This window comes from Rossellomorea marisflavi (assembly GCF_009806575.1).
GTDB classification, from domain to species: domain Bacteria; phylum Bacillota; class Bacilli; order Bacillales; family Bacillaceae_B; genus Rossellomorea; species Rossellomorea marisflavi_A.
Map to the genome: position 1 here is coordinate 3,235,879 of NZ_CP047095.1, position 16,206 is coordinate 3,252,084.

The window sequence follows — 16,206 nt, forward strand, 5'->3', positions numbered from 1 at the left end:
TCACCTCATCTCCCCGTCGTACCCTATTAACCTGAAAAATCCGTCCGGAATTCCGGACAGATTCTTCCCCATGCTTTTTTCGCACACACAAACCTACCACTTTCATCCTATTTCCGGATTTCCGGACACATGTCCGATATTCCGGAAATCCTTTTCATTGAATCTGATATTTGTTCAATTTTTCGTACAGGCTCGATTTTCCTACCCCCAGTACCTGTGCCGCTTTCCGTTTGTCGGGATAGGTCCGGATCGTTTCTTCCAATATGGCTCGTTCCGTTTCTTCCATCATTTCTTTCAATGACTTCGACCCTGTTTTATATAAATTCCCCACCTTTAAATAAGAGGGGAGTGCGTTGATCTTGATCTTGGTCCCGGACGTCAGATACGTAGCGGCGTGAATCACATTTTCCAGCTCCCTCAAGTTCCCCGGCCAGCTGTGTGATGTGAAGATCTCAAGCACATCATCTGTAAATCCGCTGATCCGTTTCCCTGAGGATTTGGTCGATTTCTCCAAGAAGAAGGAGGCAAGCCTTGAAAGATCTCCCTTCCTTTCCCTTAGGGATGGAAGTTGAAAAGGGATGACATTGATCCTGTAATACAAGTCGCTGCGGAAACGCTTTTCTTCCATCAGCGTTTCAAGCGGCCGGTTCGTGGCGGCGATGATCCGGACGTCCACTTGCTGGATCTTTGTCGAACCGACCGCCTCCACCTCCCCTTCCTGAAGGGCCCTGAGTAACTTCGCCTGCATATTCAAAGGCATATCGCCGATTTCATCGAGGAAGAGCGTCCCTTTGTGTGCAAGCTGGAACTTCCCCTTCTTGCCCCCTTTTTTTGCTCCTGTGAATGCCCCTTCTTCATATCCGAACAGCTCCGATTCCAGGAGATGCTCAGGTATGGCCGCGCAGTTGACCTTGATGAATGGCTGCGAGCTCCGTTCACTCAGCTGATGGATACTGTGGGCAAAAAGCTCTTTCCCCGTTCCGCTCTCCCCCCTGATCAAAATGGAAATATCACTCGGGGCGATCATTTGGACCTTTTCTTTCAATTCGAGCATCACTTCGGAATCACCGATGATATCGTTCAGGTTATAACGCACCCCGCTGTTGATATCCTGGATATAGCTCTGGATCTTTGACATCATGTTCTTCACATGGGAACTCATCTGCATCCATTCACTCGTATCCCGGAAGATGACCGAGCCGAAAGCCCCGATCACCTGACCGTCCACCACGATGGGGATCCGGTTGGCAATCATGTAGTTCCCCCGGATATATTGAAGGTCGGCCACCTCTTCTTTGCCGCTGGCCGCTACGATATGCATGCGTGTGTTTTCAATGATTTCCGTGACATGACTGCCGACTGCCCTTTCCCTTTCCACCTCGAGGAATTGGCAGTAGCTGTCGTTCATATAGATGATCGTCCCCCCCTCATCCACGACGACAAGCCATTCAAACGCGTTCTCCAGAATAATCTCGATCATCTCAACCGATACAGACTTCAGTAACGAACTCATTGACCCTTCCCCAAACCCGAAATTTTCAGATAACTATATCCTAGCATACCATTTACAGACTCAAGGGAAAATAATCCTCACCACTTTTTGGAAAACGGTTTAAAGGCTTGATACGGAGGGAATCTCCTTAACAACGAATGGAGGAATGAAGGATGGAAATCGCCGAACTAAAGATTTTGTATTTTGAGGATGATGGAATCATCCCCAATAACCCGAATCTTCCGGTGTTATTATACAGAGATGCCCTTTCCGGAGAAACGGACAGCCCCGAAATGGTGTTCGAACGGAATGGTTGGTTCAACAGCTGGAGGAACGGAATATTTGATTACCACCATTTCCACAGTAATACCCATGAAGTGCTGGGGGTCATCGACGGGGAAGCCGAGGTCCTGGTCGGGGGCGAGTTCGGGGAAACAGTCCGATTCCGAAAGGGTGATGTCCTTATCCTGCCTGCCGGTACCGGACACAAGCGGATCTCGGCGAGTGATGATTTCAAGGTTGCCGGTGCCTATCCCGATGGAAGGGACTACAATACAAAGGAAGGAAGGGCTGATGACAGGACGAGCTCGCGATTGGACATCATTTCGGTCCCCCTTCCATCCCGTGATCCCGTGTTCGGGGATTCCGGCCCGCTGATCCGTCACTGGAGAATCCCAAACAATCGGCCATAGGGTGGTTGCCTTTTTTCGGCGACCATGTTATTCTTATATAGCGATGAGCTGAATTGTGTAAGTCGGTAATCGCGTCCTTGTGACAACAGACGATGTGGCGTCTGGATTATCCGCCTCAATTTTTTTGCAAGTGGGCTTCCGTAGGATACGGAAGCCCTTTTAATTTGAAAACGAAAAAACAGAAAGCGTACGATGCATGCATCGTACGCTTTTTTTAATGGACTGAAATGGTTACCGGTTCTTTTTTCTTCAATGGACGATCATACATGCTGGATATGACCATGGCAGCGATATAAAAAGCAATCAAGACGACAAAGAGGATCTGCATACTGAACATATCGACCATCAATCCGCCGATAAGGGGACCGATCATGCGGCCTCCCGTCGCCGTGCTGTTGACGATGCCCTGATAGAATCCCTCCCGCCCTTTGGGCGCAAGGGAATTGGCAATGGTCGGAACTGCCGGCCAGATGAGCATCTCCCCGACGGTCAGGATGATCATGGCCGCCACAAACCACATGAATTGATCAGCAAATGCCGCAACGGCGAAAGAAAGCATGAAGATGACCGTCCCGATCATGATCTGGATTTTCAAATTATGCTCGAACCGTTTGATGGCTTTGGACAGCAGGGGTTGAGCAAGGACGATCAACGCCCCGTTGATTGTCCACAGGAAGCTGTACTGCTTAAGGGAAATGTTGATTTCCTGGGTATAGCTTGCGATTGTGGACTGCCACTGTACATATCCGACCCAGCATAGGAGGTATGCCCCGCAAATAAGCAGCAATGCCGTCAGCTTCGAACGGTCGCGTATCGGCCTTGATTCCTGAATGACAGATGTATGTCCCGCGACTTGGGCGGAGATCTTCTTGTAGCCGAACAGGGCGATCAGGAAGAATACGATGTACATCACGAAATTCGCCAGGAAGATATAATTGAATGAAAACGATGCAACAAGGCCACCGAGTGACGCCCCGACGGCGACCCCGATGTTCTGGGCCACGTAGACGGCATTGAACGCCTTCCTTCCCCCTGCCGGCCACACAGACCCTGCCATGGCGTACATGGATGGGAATACGATCCCCGATCCGAAGCCTACGATGGTCAGGAACACGACATAATGTGGCCATCCGTGCCAGAGGTTCATTCCACCAAGTGCTGTAAGAGTGATGAGAATGCCTAAAAGGATGGACCTGTACCCGCCCAATTTATCAAAAAGAAACCCTCCGATCAGATTCCCGGCAACGCTTGCCCCTGCGTTGAGCATGAGGACGATGCCGGCCATGGATAATGTCTTTCCAAGGTGATCATGAAGGTAAATGGTATTCAAAGGCCATAGGAAGGAAGAACCGGTAACGTTCACCATCATTCCGATGATGAGGAGCCATAAAGATCTTGGCATTTTTCCTCTTCCTTTCTAACACATATTTCAATTCCCTAGAGGATTTTACTCCTTTTCGATGAAAGGGGCAAGAACTATTTACCGGTTTCAAACCAGTTATGTAATGCTGCTTCGATGCGGTGATTCAAGCACTTGAACAAAAAATGCCAGCCCTGTAATCCAGGGCTGGCAGAAGGTGCTATTTATTATTATGATGGTCGCTCCGGACGGGTTGACTCCTGTGCTCATTCCGCTTTTTCACGGCTTCAACAGGATTGTACTCTTTACCGAACTCTGTATCGATCGGTTTGTTCCGTCCACTCTGCTCCGGGTTGTTTTGGTCGGATCGTTTCTTCAATGAAGGGTCCCCCTACCGTAGAAGGATCATGCTCAAGGAGGATCATTTCATTCTGAAGATGCTGCACCTGAAGCCGCATCCTGTGAAGCTGTTCACGCTGCTGGGCATTGGCGCTTTGAGACAGCTGTGCGAGGTCATTGACCGATTCCTCGATTTTCTGCATGGCTTGCGTATACTCACTGTCTCCGTAATGTTCCTGTCCGAGTCCGGCCTGATACTGCTTTTGACCTTCACGGATGGCGTCTTCACACTTCTGGATACACTCGTCGATCGATTGCCTCGTTGCCATCTGAACATCCCCCTGCCTATTTAGTGCTTTCGGGAAGTACTTCCCATCCCTTAGTGTGAGCCTGCTCACCCATTTCAAAAGTGGTAAACTTCGCCTTTTCAGTCCCCGAGGATTCAATCTCCCCTTCTTTCATGTTAAAATCTCTATGATGAACCACCGAAAACGACGAATCAGGAGGTGTTTGCCATCGAGACAAACCCATTTCCATATGCAGCCGATCAAAAACGCTACCATACCTGGAATTATCATCTGCGCGGACACTTCGGCCATAAAGTGTTCAAAGTAGCACTGGATGGAGGATTCGACTGTCCGAACCGTGACGGCACGGCCGCATTTGGTGGATGCACCTTTTGCAGCGCGGCAGGGTCGGGTGACTTTGCAGGCAACAGGGCCGAATCGTTGGAAAAACAATTCCATGATATCAAGGATAAAATGCACAATAAGTGGAAGGACGGCAAATACCTTGCCTATTTCCAAGCCTTCACCAATACCCACGCCCCCGTTGAGGTACTACGGGAACGCTATGAATCCGTGTTGAAGCAGGACGGTGTCATCGGCCTGTCCATCGCTACACGGCCAGACTGCCTCCCCGATGACGTAGTGGAGTATCTGGCTGAATTGAACGAAAGGACGTATCTATGGGTGGAGCTCGGGCTTCAGACGGTCCACGAAAAGACGGCAGGTCTGATCAACCGCGCCCATGATTATGAATGCTATAAAGAAGGTGTCAGGAAGTTAAGGAAGCATGGGATCCGGGTATGCTCCCATATTATCAACGGCCTTCCCCTTGAAACCGACGATATGATGCTGGAGACCGCAGCCGAGGTGGCGAAACTCGATGTACAGGGGATCAAAATCCATCTTCTGCATCTTCTGAAAGGCACACCTATGGTGAAACAATACGAAAAGGGGCTCCTTGAGTTCCTCGATTTTGATCGATACATACAATTGGTTTGTGATCAGCTCGAGATCATCCCTCCCGAAATGGTGGTGCACAGGATCACCGGAGACGGTCCCATCGATCTCATGGTAGGCCCGATGTGGAGCGTGAATAAATGGAGCGTGCTGAACGCCATCGATGATGAAATGAAGCGCCGCGAAAGCTGGCAGGGAAAATATTATAAAGTGGATGTGACAACATGAAATTAGACAGAATTCTACCGTTTGCAAGGCAGCTGCTCGATCGTGCCGTGAGCCCCGGGGATGTCGTGATCGATGCCACCCTTGGAAATGGTCACGATACGCTGTTCCTCGCAAGGCTTGTAGGCGACAACGGCAGGGTCTACGGCTTTGACATCCAGGAAGAAGCCATCGAGAATACGAAAGAGCAGCTTGATACGCACGAATTGGCCCAGCGAGTCACCCTGTTCCATCAGGGGCATGAGACCGTGATGAATGTCATTCCTCCCGTCCATCACGGGAAAGTGACAGGTGCCATCTTCAATCTTGGTTACCTTCCCGGAGGGGATAAGGAAATCGTGACGCGTCCGAAAACAACGATCCTCGCGCTCAATCAGATCCTTGAAATGATGGCACCGGAAGGCATCCTTGTCCTTGTGATCTACCACGGGCACCCGGAAGGCGCGGTGGAGAGGGATTACATCCTGCGCTATGTCGAAAAGCTCGATCAGAACTATGTACACGTCCTACGCTATCAGTTCATGAATCAGCTCAACCACCCGCCTTTCATCGTGGCCCTGGAAAAAAGATAAACAAAAGGGACGGCCCGCGGCCGTCCCTTTTTGTTATGCGTCCATCAGTTCGTTGGCAATCAATTCAAATGATTTCAGCTTATCGTTGAAATCATACGTGATGCTCACCAGCATGACTTCGTCTGTTTGATACTGCTCGCTCAGGGCGAGAATTTTATTCTTCACGGTTTCGGGGCTTCCGACCACCATCCGCTTCCGATTCTCCTTGATCCGGAGAAGTTCGAACGGGCTGTAGTGGTACTGGGCCGCTTTCTCGGGACTTGGGGTTCCGTTCGAGCGCATCCCCTGTTCGATCATGAGGATAGAAAGATCGATGCTCGAGGCGATCCTTTCAGCTTCTTCATCCGTTTCGCCACAGATCGCAAAGACAGCGACAATGTTCTTCGGCTGATCAAGATAAGGGCTTGGCACGAAGTTATTGCGGTAAGCTGCGGTGTATTGCGGACCGCCCTCGCCATTGATGAACTGGGCGAACGTGTACGGAAGTCCTTTTTGAGCAGCCAGCATGGCACTTGATGGGCTTGATCCGAGTAGCCACACTTCAGGCATCGTGGCGATTTGCGGAGCAGCCGTGAGTCCCTGGTAAGGGTGGGAAGCTGGCAGATTATCCGACATATAGCCGAGGAGGTCGTCGATCTGCTCAGGATAGCGGTCGACGTCCCTTGGTTTCCCGTCATGCAGGGCCATCGTTGCCATAGGCATGCCGCCAGGAGCCCTTCCAAGACCGAGATCGATGCGTTCAGGATTCAGCCCCTCGAGCAACCGGAAATTTTCAGCCACTTTGTATGAGCTGTAGTGGGGAAGCATCACTCCGCCTGAGCCTACTTTGATCCTCTCTGTATTCTGTGCAAGATGGGCGATCAATACTTCCGGTGAAGAACCGGCGAGGCTGGTGGAATCATGGTGTTCAGAAACCCAGAAACGCTCATAGCCCAATCGATCAGCATGCTGTGCGAGTTTTACTGTATTTTGAAGAGCCTCTTGGGGGCTCATTCCTTCTGCGATCGGTGATTGATCGAGAATGCTTAATTTAATGGCCAATACTTACATCTCCTTTGTGTGATGTGAGTATTATTATCAATTCCATGATGAAAAATGTCCACTAACATGCTTAAAGGGTGACCGCCGGTCGGCGGTCACCCTTCAAGATTAATGTTTTGATACTTCGATGCGTCCTACAGACTTGTCTTTACTTTGACCCGTCACTTTGACTTTCAGGCCATATTCAGGAACATTCCGTCCTGCATCCGGCATCGCTTTGTTCGAGTAGTCTTTCTTGTCATAGAACTCAGGATTTTTCTTTGTGTCCTTGTCAGTCAGCGTCAACCCGAGAAGGTCACGATAATCGATGAACATTTTTTTGGCATTATCCATGCTGAATGCGGCATCATGGATTTGGTAGCGGGTGGAAGCAACGGAGCCATCACTCCATTTAAGCGGTTTTTGATCCGCATCGACCACTCCAAGATAGCCATCACCAGGGTGGATACCAGTCCAGTTGTCGTCATATGATTCATCTGCGTACCAGATGACAAGACCCGGATCATAGGACATGAGGCTGTTCCCACGCTTGATATGAGCCAGTCCTTCATCGACTCCTTGATGATTTCTCCACTCAAGAAGGTAGTAATGCTCTGATTTTTTGACACCCGTATCCTTCGCGAATCCTTCAAGCTTCACTTTCGGTGTGCCCTCTGCATCATCGAAGAATACTTGTTTCCCATCTGCTGTCACCTTGATATCATCTACATATAAACCAGGGTACACTGCCGCTACATCCGTCCAGTAGTTGATCTTCACTTTAACGTTTTTCCCTTTATAGGCACTCAGGTCAAACTTGGCATCGATCCAGCCATCGGATTTCCCGGTGATTCCGTTGCCAGGGTTTTGGCTATTAGGGTCCACATCAGTTGTGATATTACCCGGGATGGTTGTCCATTGTTTCCCGTCCTCGCTTACTTGAACAGATCCATAATCCCAATCCTGCTCGATGTCATACCATGCTTTGAAGGAGAATTCTGCACTTGAGGCAGATGAAAGGTTCACATCGACGACTGCGGAATTATCAAGATCGTTTCCACTGCCACTGAAGTAGCTGTATTTTCCGCTGAACGGTTTGTTGACCGGTGTTTCTTTATCCGGCAAGGTAATCTTCAGCGCATCTGCATTCGTGCCCTTCGTATTTGCCTGATCTAGATAGAATTCTTCACCTTTTTTGTTCAGCTCATCGAGGCTGATCTCATCGTACTTCAGCCAGTTGCCGCCATGGGCAGCCTGGAGGAATTCCTTGGACCATGCACTGAATCCGGTCGGCTCTGTGCCAGGTACCTTCCCTGCCCAGCTTCCGCTTGCCATGATGGACCAGTAGGCAACGGCTTCACCAGTACCCGTATACTGGGTATCATATTCATCCGGAAGTCCGAGGTCATGCCCGTACTCATGGGCGAACACCCCTGCTGCTCCGTCTGCCGGCTGGATCGTGTAGTCATACGCGGCCATGTTGCCATTCCAGTATGGAACATCGGTTTCCGTTCCTTTGATTGGGAATACGCTGCCAAGGTTCCAACGGTGGGACCAGATGGCGTCTTCTCCAAGGCTTCCTCCGCCCGCTTCTTCACCGACAGCAGAGTGTACGACCATGAGGTGATCGACAAGGCCATCCGGCTCGCGGGTATTTCCATTTCCATTCAGATCATAACGGTCTTCCTGATCGAACTCACTAAGATCTACATCGGGATCTGCCGCAACGGCTTCAAGTGCTTCCTTGACGAGTTCCCTAGGCCTTGCGTCACTGCCATTCGCTCCGTTCCCCCCGTAGTAGGCAGCCGGATGCTTCGCCATATACCACTTCGTCACTTTTCCATCGACCGTGTAGGCACCATTCGTCTGCTGCTCATAGAACTGCTTCATGGATACCAAATTTTCTCCATTCGGCCCTTTGTATCCTTTATCACCGAATACCATGTCTTCATAGTGCTTTTGCACATAATCGTCATAGTACATATCCGTTTCATCTTCTTGGATGGAGTTATGCGGGAAATCAGGGAACTCCATCAATACGACAAGGACTTTGTCTTCCCTTACGTCCCCGTCATAGTCTTCTTCCTGGACAGGATCGAGGTTTCGATGTTTCTTTTTGTTGTTGTCACCCTTCCCTTTCTTTTTGTTCTGAGTGATTTTCTTCTCGAGCTTCTCTTTCTCTTCCTTCAACTCTCCATCATCTTCAAGCTCCTTCAAGCCATCGGATTTTTCCTTCAGGAACTTCTGCAATCCTTTTTCAGCTTCAGAAGCTGATGCATTCTTCGAAATATCCCCTTTTTCCTTGAGCATCTCGATCAATTTCTCTTCATTGGCGATGGCAAGGTCAAACGGTCCTTCCCCGTGGTTATGTACCTTCTTCGACACCGGGTCCTTCAGGACGTTCACCGGAGTAGCGTCATGGGCGGATGCAGGGACGGCAAATAAACCGGCACTGAGCGCTGCGGCCATGGCAACAGACATGATCTTTCTAGACTTCAATTTCCATTCCCCCTAAAGTTTCTAGTAAATACTTTCTCTACCAAATATACTCCTTTTTTCTGAAAAGTAAATATTTTCAGAATTAAAACAGTTATATGGTCCCAGCACTCACTTTCTTACCTGAAACCTTAGAACCTTATATATTCCATTTTTTTCATAAAAACAAAAAGAAAACCTCGAGCGATGTCGAGGTTTTGGGATTTAAGATGTCTTTTTCCGGCTTCTCCATTTTCGATACATTTTACCGTTGAAATAGAAGAATTTTGTGATCCAGCCAGATTCATTGATGAATTCTTTTGAAAAGTGATGAACGTTCCGCTGCTTCCTGGCTTTATCATCTGACAGATAGACGCCGATCAGCCCTTTGTTGATCAATCGGTGGAAATGGGCGTGTGGGAGTCCTTCCGTATGTTCATCCGCTTTACGGAGGAAGTGAAGGAGCCGTTCCTTCATGTGCTCTTCATCTTCATAATAGAAGCAGAAGTTGAGGTCTCCCCCTTCCCTATCTTCTTCCTGATCAATGAAATAATCGAGTAGGATATGTAGTCCCTGTATATAAGGGAAGTAGCCGCTCTTGATTTTATCCGTATAGGACGGATGGAAATCGGCCCGATTTGCATACGAGACGAGGCAGAAGATCCCGAGGGTCGATCCGGAGCAAGCCGAGAATTCATACCAGTCCATGTCGGGAAGGTTCTCTCTATGGGACTCGAACCAGCCCTGCAGCCGTTCGACGCGCTCCTCCTGTTTCACATGCTTATGTATCTGCAGATCGCAATAGTAGTCACAAAGCTGCGCGAGCTCTTCCTTGATCGCATCATAGTTCTGGAGATCCTTGAGGACGCCCTGGCACGTCCTTACCAGCGCTTCTAGGTATCCGCCGTCATCCTGATCTTCCCTGAGGGCGTAATAGTTCACGGGTTCGGCATCGACATCGAGGGAATCCCTCATGGACTGGTGAAGGAGTGCAAAATCATCCGGATCAAGGGATACGCTCCGGTCACACAGATTGTCGAGATAATCGCTGATCGTTTGATAGGCCACGATGAAACGGATCGTTTCTACTTTCTTATCGAGGGAAAGGAGGGACATGATCCCTCCGCCTTCACAGTGAAACGTCTTATGTTCGATGCTTGAGAGGGCCTGTCGCCTCAATTCTTCATTCGGAATCGCTTCCGCCCGCTTTTTCCACTGATCAAGCTCGTGATGAACGTGTGGAAAGACATTTCGATATACTTTTGTCATTAATGAAAATGGATCGCTTGGTATAGACACGCTTATCACCTCTTCCTTACTTCATTACACAATATAACCCAGCGTTTTCAGCCGGCTTTCAATGAAAGACTTGGAGTACTCGAAAATTTCCTCCCTCTCCGGCTCATTGTAAAGTTCATGATAACATTTTGACCATTCTTTATAATGCATTTCGGACAAGGAAAGTTCTGTAAACCATTTTTTCACAGCCCGTTTATCTACGATTTGATCATCCCCCGCCTGCATGACGAGCAATGGATAGTCAGGCATCTTATCCAGCTCCTGGTGAGCATGCTTCATCGCATTGATCAATTCCCGATACCACCGGACAGAGACTTTCGTGATATAGAGGGAATCGTTGCTGTCGATCTCACGGACTTCAGCGTTCCTGGTCGCCATATTGATGGATAATCCCGATGGGAATTTAACCGATGGAGCGACTTTATTCAGACCATAGGAAAGCAGATCCACCGACTTGTTCGGATAATTCATCAATCCGAGGCAGGGCGAGGAGAGAATGACCCCTGCAAGATTCACGTGGGATTCCTGGAGCAGACGTACCGTGACGAGCCCTCCCATGCTGTGACCGATCACAAATACAGGGAGCTCGAACTGATAGGCTGCCTGGATCCAATCTTTCACTTCGATCAGGTACTCTTCGAATGATTCAATATGGCCCCTCATGCTCCGGGAGGTCATCCCCTGGCCGGGCAGGTCGCCCATGACGACATGATACCCTGCCGAGCGCCACATTTCAATGAGCCAACCATAACGGCCGTGATGCTCCATTGCTCCGTGAACGATTACGATGACTGCCTTCGCTTCTTGATCCGTTTCCCATTTCCACATGGCGAATCCTCCTTTAAATATGGTAATTCCGAAAAATTCTGCTACCATTTATTATAGTAAATATTTCTGAAAGGGGTTAGTATAAAGTGCTCTATCCATATTATAATAAAAAACCGATCATTGCAGAGTCCGCATATATTGCAGATTATGTGACAATCTCCGGGGATGTCGAGATCGGGGAAGAGTCGAGCGTCTGGTTCAATTCCGTCATACGGGGAGATGTCGCCCCGACCAAGATCGGGAAAAAGGTCAATATCCAGGACAACTCCGTGCTTCACCAAAGTCCGGACAATCCCCTGATCATAGAGGATGAGGTCACCGTAGGTCACTCGGTCATCCTGCACAGCTGCAAAATCCGAAAAAAGGCGTTGATCGGAATGGGTTCGATCATCCTGGATAATGCCGAGATCGGTGAAGGCGCCTTCATCGGTGCCGGGAGCCTGGTCCCTCAGGGGAAGGTCATCCCTCCCCACACCCTCGCATTCGGCAGACCCGCAAAGGTTGTCAGGGAGCTGAATGAGGACGATATCATCGACATGGAGCGGATCTCAAGGGAGTATGCGGAAAAAGCACAACATTATAAAGCCTCCAAGCCCCTCTAGTCACTTATACTTGGGATACCCCAACTTGATGGAGATTACTCGGATTGTTTGTAAAGGCCCGGAATAACCAAAGAAGTTGGGACAACACTAAAAAGATACCAGACACGATCCGTAAAGGTTCTTTATCCCGCTCATGATTTCCGTGCAAGACGTCACTTTCCAAGGGTAGCCCAGGAGCCTCCGCAAGCCTGTTTCACATAAGCCACTCTTTCCGCAGGAGTCTTCGTCTTCCACTCCATTCAACCGTTGGAGACAATGAAATCGTAATGGTCATGAAACAAATAAAAAACCCGAACTGCTTTGCCTTATCGCAGTTCGGGTTTTACTATGACTAAAACACGTTTGTTCCAGCCTCTTTTTGTTTATAGGGGTGATCAAGCAAGCGCTTCTGCTTTAAGAGCGTCTGCCTTATCTGTACGCTCCCAAGGAAGATCAAGGTCATTACGTCCGAAGTGACCGTAAGCAGCCGTCTGTTTGTAGATCGGGCGACGTAGGTCAAGCATCTTGATGATGCCTGCCGGGCGAAGATCGAAGTTATTGCGGACAACGTCCACCAATACATCTTCGGATACTTGTCCGGTTCCGAATGTGTCGACAGAGATCGATACGGGTTGTGCCACACCGATGGCATATGCAAGTTGAACTTCACACTTCTCGGCTAGTCCTGCAGCCACGATGTTCTTCGCAACGTAACGTGCAGCATAGGCCGCAGAGCGGTCAACCTTGGTAGCATCCTTACCAGAGAATGCACCACCGCCGTGACGCGCGTACCCACCATACGTATCAACGATGATCTTACGGCCTGTCAGACCGGCATCTCCTTGTGGTCCACCGATAACGAAGCGACCAGTCGGGTTGATGAAGTATTTTGTGTTTTCGTCGATCAATTCTTTCGGAACGACTGGATCGATCACATATTCCTTCAGGTTGCGCTGGATTTGCTCAAGCGTCACTTCAGGATGATGCTGAGTAGAGATGACAATCGTGTCGATGCGGACAGGCTTGTCGTTCTCATCGTATTCAACCGTCACTTGCGTTTTTCCATCCGGACGAAGGTAAGGAAGGATTTCTTCTTTACGCACTTCAGTCAGGCGACGGGAGATCTTATGAGAAAGGGAGATCGGAAGAGGCATAAGCTCCTTCGTTTCATTGCAGGCGAATCCGAACATGAGTCCCTGGTCACCGGCACCGATGGCGTCGATCTCTTCTTCGCTCATTTGTCCTTCACGGGCTTCAAGGGCCTGATCCACCCCTTGGGCGATATCGGCCGATTGCTCATCGATTGATGTAAGGACGGCACATGTTTCAGCATCGAAACCGTATTTTGCACGCGTATATCCGATCTCACGGATGGTTTCGCGGACGATTTTCGGGATATCGACATACGTGTTGGTTGTGATTTCACCGGCAACAAGAACGAGACCAGTAGTAACGGATGTTTCACAAGCTACACGCGCATTGGGATCATTCGTAAGAATAGCATCAAGAATTGAATCAGAGATTTGGTCACAAATTTTATCTGGATGTCCTTCCGTTACGGACTCAGATGTAAACAGACGACGTTTAGTTGACATCAAGGTTCCTCCTTAAACACATTTGCCGGTGGCTTCCGGCGAATTTAGCGAAGCAGATACGGTACTCATTTCCCTAAGTAGTATGAAGTAAACACGGCGGCCCCGCTGCCGGGATCGGACCCGGGGATTGCCATGTAGCAGGTCAAATAAAAAACCCTCCCTCTGGAAAGCATGCAGAGGAAAGGGTTGAACTTTTAGCCGCGCCTTTTCTCTCTTATCGTTCAAGGTTTGCACCTTGCCTCAGTTTAGCACCTTCGCTCTTGGGAAAATCGTTCTGTTTCCCTCTATTTCATAGCAGGTTGCTGGGTTTCATAGGGTCTGCTCCCTCCACCAGCTCAGGATAAGAGTATCCGTTCAAGGTACAATAATAACGGTTCAACGGCGGAGTGTCAACACTTTCCCCCTGCTAGGTTTAACCATCATCCCCTTCTTTTCCATTAAGACATCACAATCCCCCAAAACGTTAACGTTAATCCGATATATTGCATATAAATAGGATTATACGAGCATAAAACAAGGATATGTTAATTCTTTTTCAGAAAAAAGATTATATAGTATAGACTAATATTTCTAATGTGTTATACTAATCATCGAGAAGTAAACTTACTTAAAATTCACATAAAGGAAGGGTTCGAATGAATACTGTGAGCAAATCAAATGAGTTGACGCAATTACTGAACGGCGAAAACATACACCAACAATTATCCGTCCCGCAGCTGGTGGAAAAAATCCTTCAGCGAAACGAAGGGATCCTGACCTCATCCGGTGCCGTCAGGGCCAAAACCGGAAAATACACCGGTCGCTCACCTCAGGATAAATTCATTGTGGAAGAAGCTTCCTCCAAAGATAAAATCGAGTGGGGCAAGGTCAATCAGCCGATCTCGGAAGAATCATTTGACCGACTGTATGGAAAGGTCCTTGATTACCTTCAACAAAAAGAAGAACTGTTCGTGTTCAACGGGTATGCGGGAGCCGACCGTAAGCACCGCCTTCCAATCCAGGTGATCAATGAGCTTGCGTGGCATAATCTGTTCGCTCATCAGCTCTTCATCCGTCCCGAAGACGGGGAGCTGAGCGGTCACGAACCGGAATTCACGATTGTATCGGCCCCTCATTTCAAAGCAGATCCCGCTGTGGATGGGACCCATTCTGAAACGTTCATCATCGTTTCGTTCGAGAAACGGATCGTCCTTATCGGCGGCACGGAGTATGCGGGTGAAATGAAGAAGTCAATCTTCTCCGTCATGAACTACGTTCTCCCCGAGTCCGATATCCTTTCCATGCACTGCTCTGCCAACGTGGGCCTTGAAGGTGATGTCGCTCTCTTCTTCGGACTGTCAGGTACAGGTAAAACGACCCTTTCTGCCGATCCCAACCGCAGGCTCATCGGTGATGACGAGCATGGCTGGTCACCGAACGGCGTATTCAATATCGAGGGGGGCTGCTATGCAAAATGCATCGGCCTGACCCGCGAAAAAGAGCCTCAGATCTTCGATGCGATCCGCTTCGGTTCCGTACTGGAGAATGTGGCAGTCGATGAAGATACCCGTGCCTCTGATTATGAGGATGCATCCATGACGGAAAACACGCGGGCAGCCTATCCCCTTCAAGCGATGGAAAATATCGTCGACCCAAGCGTTGCCGGTCATCCGAACACGATCGTATTCCTGACGGCGGACGCATTCGGTGTGCTACCTCCGATCAGCAAGCTTACAAAGGAGCAGGCCATGTACCACTTCTTGAGCGGTTATACGTCCAAGCTTGCCGGCACAGAACGCGGCATCACATCCCCTGAAGCAACCTTCTCTACCTGCTTCGGGTCACCGTTCCTCCCTCTTCCTGCCATCCGCTACGCGGAGATGCTCGGCAAGAAGATCGATGAACATAATGCCCAGGTATACCTCGTGAACACCGGATGGACCGGCGGGGAATATGGCGTCGGCAGCCGGATGAAGCTGTCCTATACGCGCTCCATGGTCCAGGCGGCACTTGAAGGGGAGCTCACCCACGTGGAGACCAAGACCGATGAAATCTTCGGGCTGCATATCCCCCATCATGTCCCTGGGGTACCTGATGAGGTGCTCCAGCCGAAAAAAACCTGGATGAATGAAGATGCGTACGAGTCAAAAGCGAAAGAACTGGCCTACAAATTCAATGAGAACTTCAAAAAGTTCAGCATGATGACAGGTGAGATCGAAGCAAAGGGCGGACCCCTCGTCTGATCTGGATATAAAAAGGGCCGGCACTCCTTAACAAGGAATGCCGGCTCTTTTATTTATGTAGGGACTCCGACACATCGAATTCCCTCTACAGTCCTTTCTTACGCCCTGTAATGCGGTTGAAGATGAACACGACGATGGCAATCACGAGCAATACGTGAATCACCGCGCCCCCAATTTTGAAAATAAGACCAAGAAGCCATAAAATCAATAAAATACCGATAATCGTCCAAATCATGATGTGCTGCACCTCCTTATTTATTCT

Annotated in this window: 14 protein-coding genes, 1 pseudogene and 1 riboswitch; of the genes and pseudogenes, 5 read left to right on the forward strand and 10 right to left on the reverse strand. The window is 49.2% G+C overall.

All coding sequences use genetic code 11. The annotated features are described in order from the left end of the window. Window positions 1-154: 154 nt before the first annotated feature. Window positions 155-1,513, reverse strand: a complete 1,359-nt coding sequence (locus D5E69_RS16780) for a sigma-54 interaction domain-containing protein (RefSeq protein ID WP_048007395.1) — start codon at window positions 1,511-1,513, stop codon at window positions 155-157. Window positions 1,514-1,665: 152 nt separating this feature from the next. Between D5E69_RS16780 and D5E69_RS16785 the strand changes: the two genes are divergently transcribed. Beyond that, window positions 1,666-2,184, forward strand: coding sequence for a cupin domain-containing protein (locus D5E69_RS16785; RefSeq protein ID WP_048007394.1), 519 nt, complete (start codon window positions 1,666-1,668; stop codon window positions 2,182-2,184). 214 nt (window positions 2,185-2,398) lie between these two features. On the opposite strand, the gene D5E69_RS16790 is transcribed toward D5E69_RS16785, so the two are convergent. From D5E69_RS16790 to D5E69_RS16795, 3 genes and pseudogenes are all read right to left on the reverse strand, one after another. Next, complete coding sequence (locus D5E69_RS16790) at window positions 2,399-3,586, reverse strand: MDR family MFS transporter (protein ID WP_048007393.1); 1,188 nt, start codon at window positions 3,584-3,586, stop codon at window positions 2,399-2,401. Between the two features lie 178 nt (window positions 3,587-3,764). Then, the gene (locus tag D5E69_RS23410; RefSeq protein WP_048007392.1) at window positions 3,765-3,923 is read right to left on the reverse strand and encodes a hypothetical protein; all 159 of its coding nucleotides are present in this window, start codon (window positions 3,921-3,923) and stop codon (window positions 3,765-3,767) included. 28 nt (window positions 3,924-3,951) lie between these two features. Continuing rightward, window positions 3,952-4,212 (reverse strand): annotated as a pseudogene (locus tag D5E69_RS16795) (YtzC family protein); the annotation flags it as partial. 177 nt (window positions 4,213-4,389) lie between these two features. On the opposite strand from D5E69_RS16795, the gene mnmL reads away from it, so the two are divergent. Continuing rightward, complete coding sequence (gene mnmL, locus D5E69_RS16800) at window positions 4,390-5,355, forward strand: tRNA modification radical SAM protein MnmL/YtqA (protein ID WP_082139418.1); 966 nt, start codon at window positions 4,390-4,392, stop codon at window positions 5,353-5,355. Further along, on the forward strand, window positions 5,352-5,924 hold the full coding sequence (gene mnmM / locus D5E69_RS16805) for a tRNA 5-(aminomethyl)-2-thiouridylate-methyltransferase MnmM (RefSeq protein WP_048007390.1): 573 nt from the start codon (window positions 5,352-5,354) through the stop codon (window positions 5,922-5,924). Before mnmL ends, mnmM begins: the two co-directional genes overlap by 4 nt. A gap of 33 nt (window positions 5,925-5,957) precedes the next feature. Here mnmM and D5E69_RS16810 read toward each other — a convergent pair whose 3' ends face one another. The 4 genes from D5E69_RS16810 to D5E69_RS16825 form a co-directional block, all read right to left on the reverse strand. Continuing rightward, on the reverse strand, window positions 5,958-6,965 hold the full coding sequence (locus tag D5E69_RS16810) for an LLM class flavin-dependent oxidoreductase (protein ID WP_048007389.1): 1,008 nt from the start codon (window positions 6,963-6,965) through the stop codon (window positions 5,958-5,960). 108 nt (window positions 6,966-7,073) lie between these two features. Further along, entirely contained in the window at window positions 7,074-9,443 is a 2,370-nt protein-coding gene (locus D5E69_RS16815; protein WP_048007388.1) for an immune inhibitor A domain-containing protein, read from the reverse strand. A gap of 201 nt (window positions 9,444-9,644) precedes the next feature. After that, complete coding sequence (locus D5E69_RS16820; protein ID WP_048007387.1) at window positions 9,645-10,718, reverse strand: tetraprenyl-beta-curcumene synthase family protein; 1,074 nt, start codon at window positions 10,716-10,718, stop codon at window positions 9,645-9,647. Window positions 10,719-10,742: 24 nt separating this feature from the next. Next, the gene (locus D5E69_RS16825; protein WP_048007386.1) at window positions 10,743-11,546 is read right to left on the reverse strand and encodes an alpha/beta fold hydrolase; all 804 of its coding nucleotides are present in this window, start codon (window positions 11,544-11,546) and stop codon (window positions 10,743-10,745) included. Window positions 11,547-11,632: 86 nt separating this feature from the next. Here D5E69_RS16825 and D5E69_RS16830 point away from each other — a divergent pair, with 86 nt between their 5' ends. Further along, window positions 11,633-12,148 (forward strand): gamma carbonic anhydrase, encoded by a 516-nt coding sequence (locus tag D5E69_RS16830; protein ID WP_048007385.1) that lies wholly within the window; start codon window positions 11,633-11,635, stop codon window positions 12,146-12,148. A 374-nt stretch (window positions 12,149-12,522) separates the two neighbouring features. On the opposite strand, the gene metK is transcribed toward D5E69_RS16830, so the two are convergent. After that, window positions 12,523-13,722, reverse strand: coding sequence for a methionine adenosyltransferase (gene metK, locus D5E69_RS16835; protein ID WP_048007384.1), 1,200 nt, complete (start codon window positions 13,720-13,722; stop codon window positions 12,523-12,525). 211 nt (window positions 13,723-13,933) lie between these two features. Further along, window positions 13,934-14,069: riboswitch (SAM riboswitch) on the reverse strand. Between the two features lie 288 nt (window positions 14,070-14,357). On the opposite strand from metK, the gene pckA reads away from it, so the two are divergent. Continuing rightward, on the forward strand, window positions 14,358-15,944 hold the full coding sequence (gene pckA, locus D5E69_RS16840; RefSeq protein ID WP_048013495.1) for a phosphoenolpyruvate carboxykinase (ATP): 1,587 nt from the start codon (window positions 14,358-14,360) through the stop codon (window positions 15,942-15,944). A gap of 85 nt (window positions 15,945-16,029) precedes the next feature. On the opposite strand, the gene D5E69_RS16845 is transcribed toward pckA, so the two are convergent. Next, a complete protein-coding gene (locus D5E69_RS16845; protein WP_142128989.1) occupies window positions 16,030-16,179 on the reverse strand; it encodes a lmo0937 family membrane protein in 150 nt (49 codons plus the stop codon). Between the last annotated feature and the right edge of the window lie 27 nt (window positions 16,180-16,206).

Bases quoted from the DNA above. Each gene is read 5' to 3' on its own strand.
- mnmM (WP_048007390.1), top strand. From the start codon at position 5,352: ATGAAATTAGACAGAATTCTACCGTTTGCAAGGCAGCTGCTCGATCGT.
- D5E69_RS16780 (WP_048007395.1), bottom strand. From the start codon at position 1,513: ATGAGTTCGTTACTGAAGTCTGTATCGGTTGAGATGATCGAGATTATT.
- D5E69_RS16785 (WP_048007394.1), top strand. From the start codon at position 1,666: ATGGAAATCGCCGAACTAAAGATTTTGTATTTTGAGGATGATGGAATC.
- D5E69_RS16790 (WP_048007393.1), bottom strand. From the start codon at position 3,586: ATGCCAAGATCTTTATGGCTCCTCATCATCGGAATGATGGTGAACGTT.
- D5E69_RS16845 (WP_142128989.1), bottom strand. From the start codon at position 16,179: ATGATTTGGACGATTATCGGTATTTTATTGATTTTATGGCTTCTTGGT.
- pckA (WP_048013495.1), top strand. From the start codon at position 14,358: ATGAATACTGTGAGCAAATCAAATGAGTTGACGCAATTACTGAACGGC.
- metK (WP_048007384.1), bottom strand. From the start codon at position 13,722: ATGTCAACTAAACGTCGTCTGTTTACATCTGAGTCCGTAACGGAAGGA.
- D5E69_RS16825 (WP_048007386.1), bottom strand. From the start codon at position 11,546: ATGTGGAAATGGGAAACGGATCAAGAAGCGAAGGCAGTCATCGTAATC.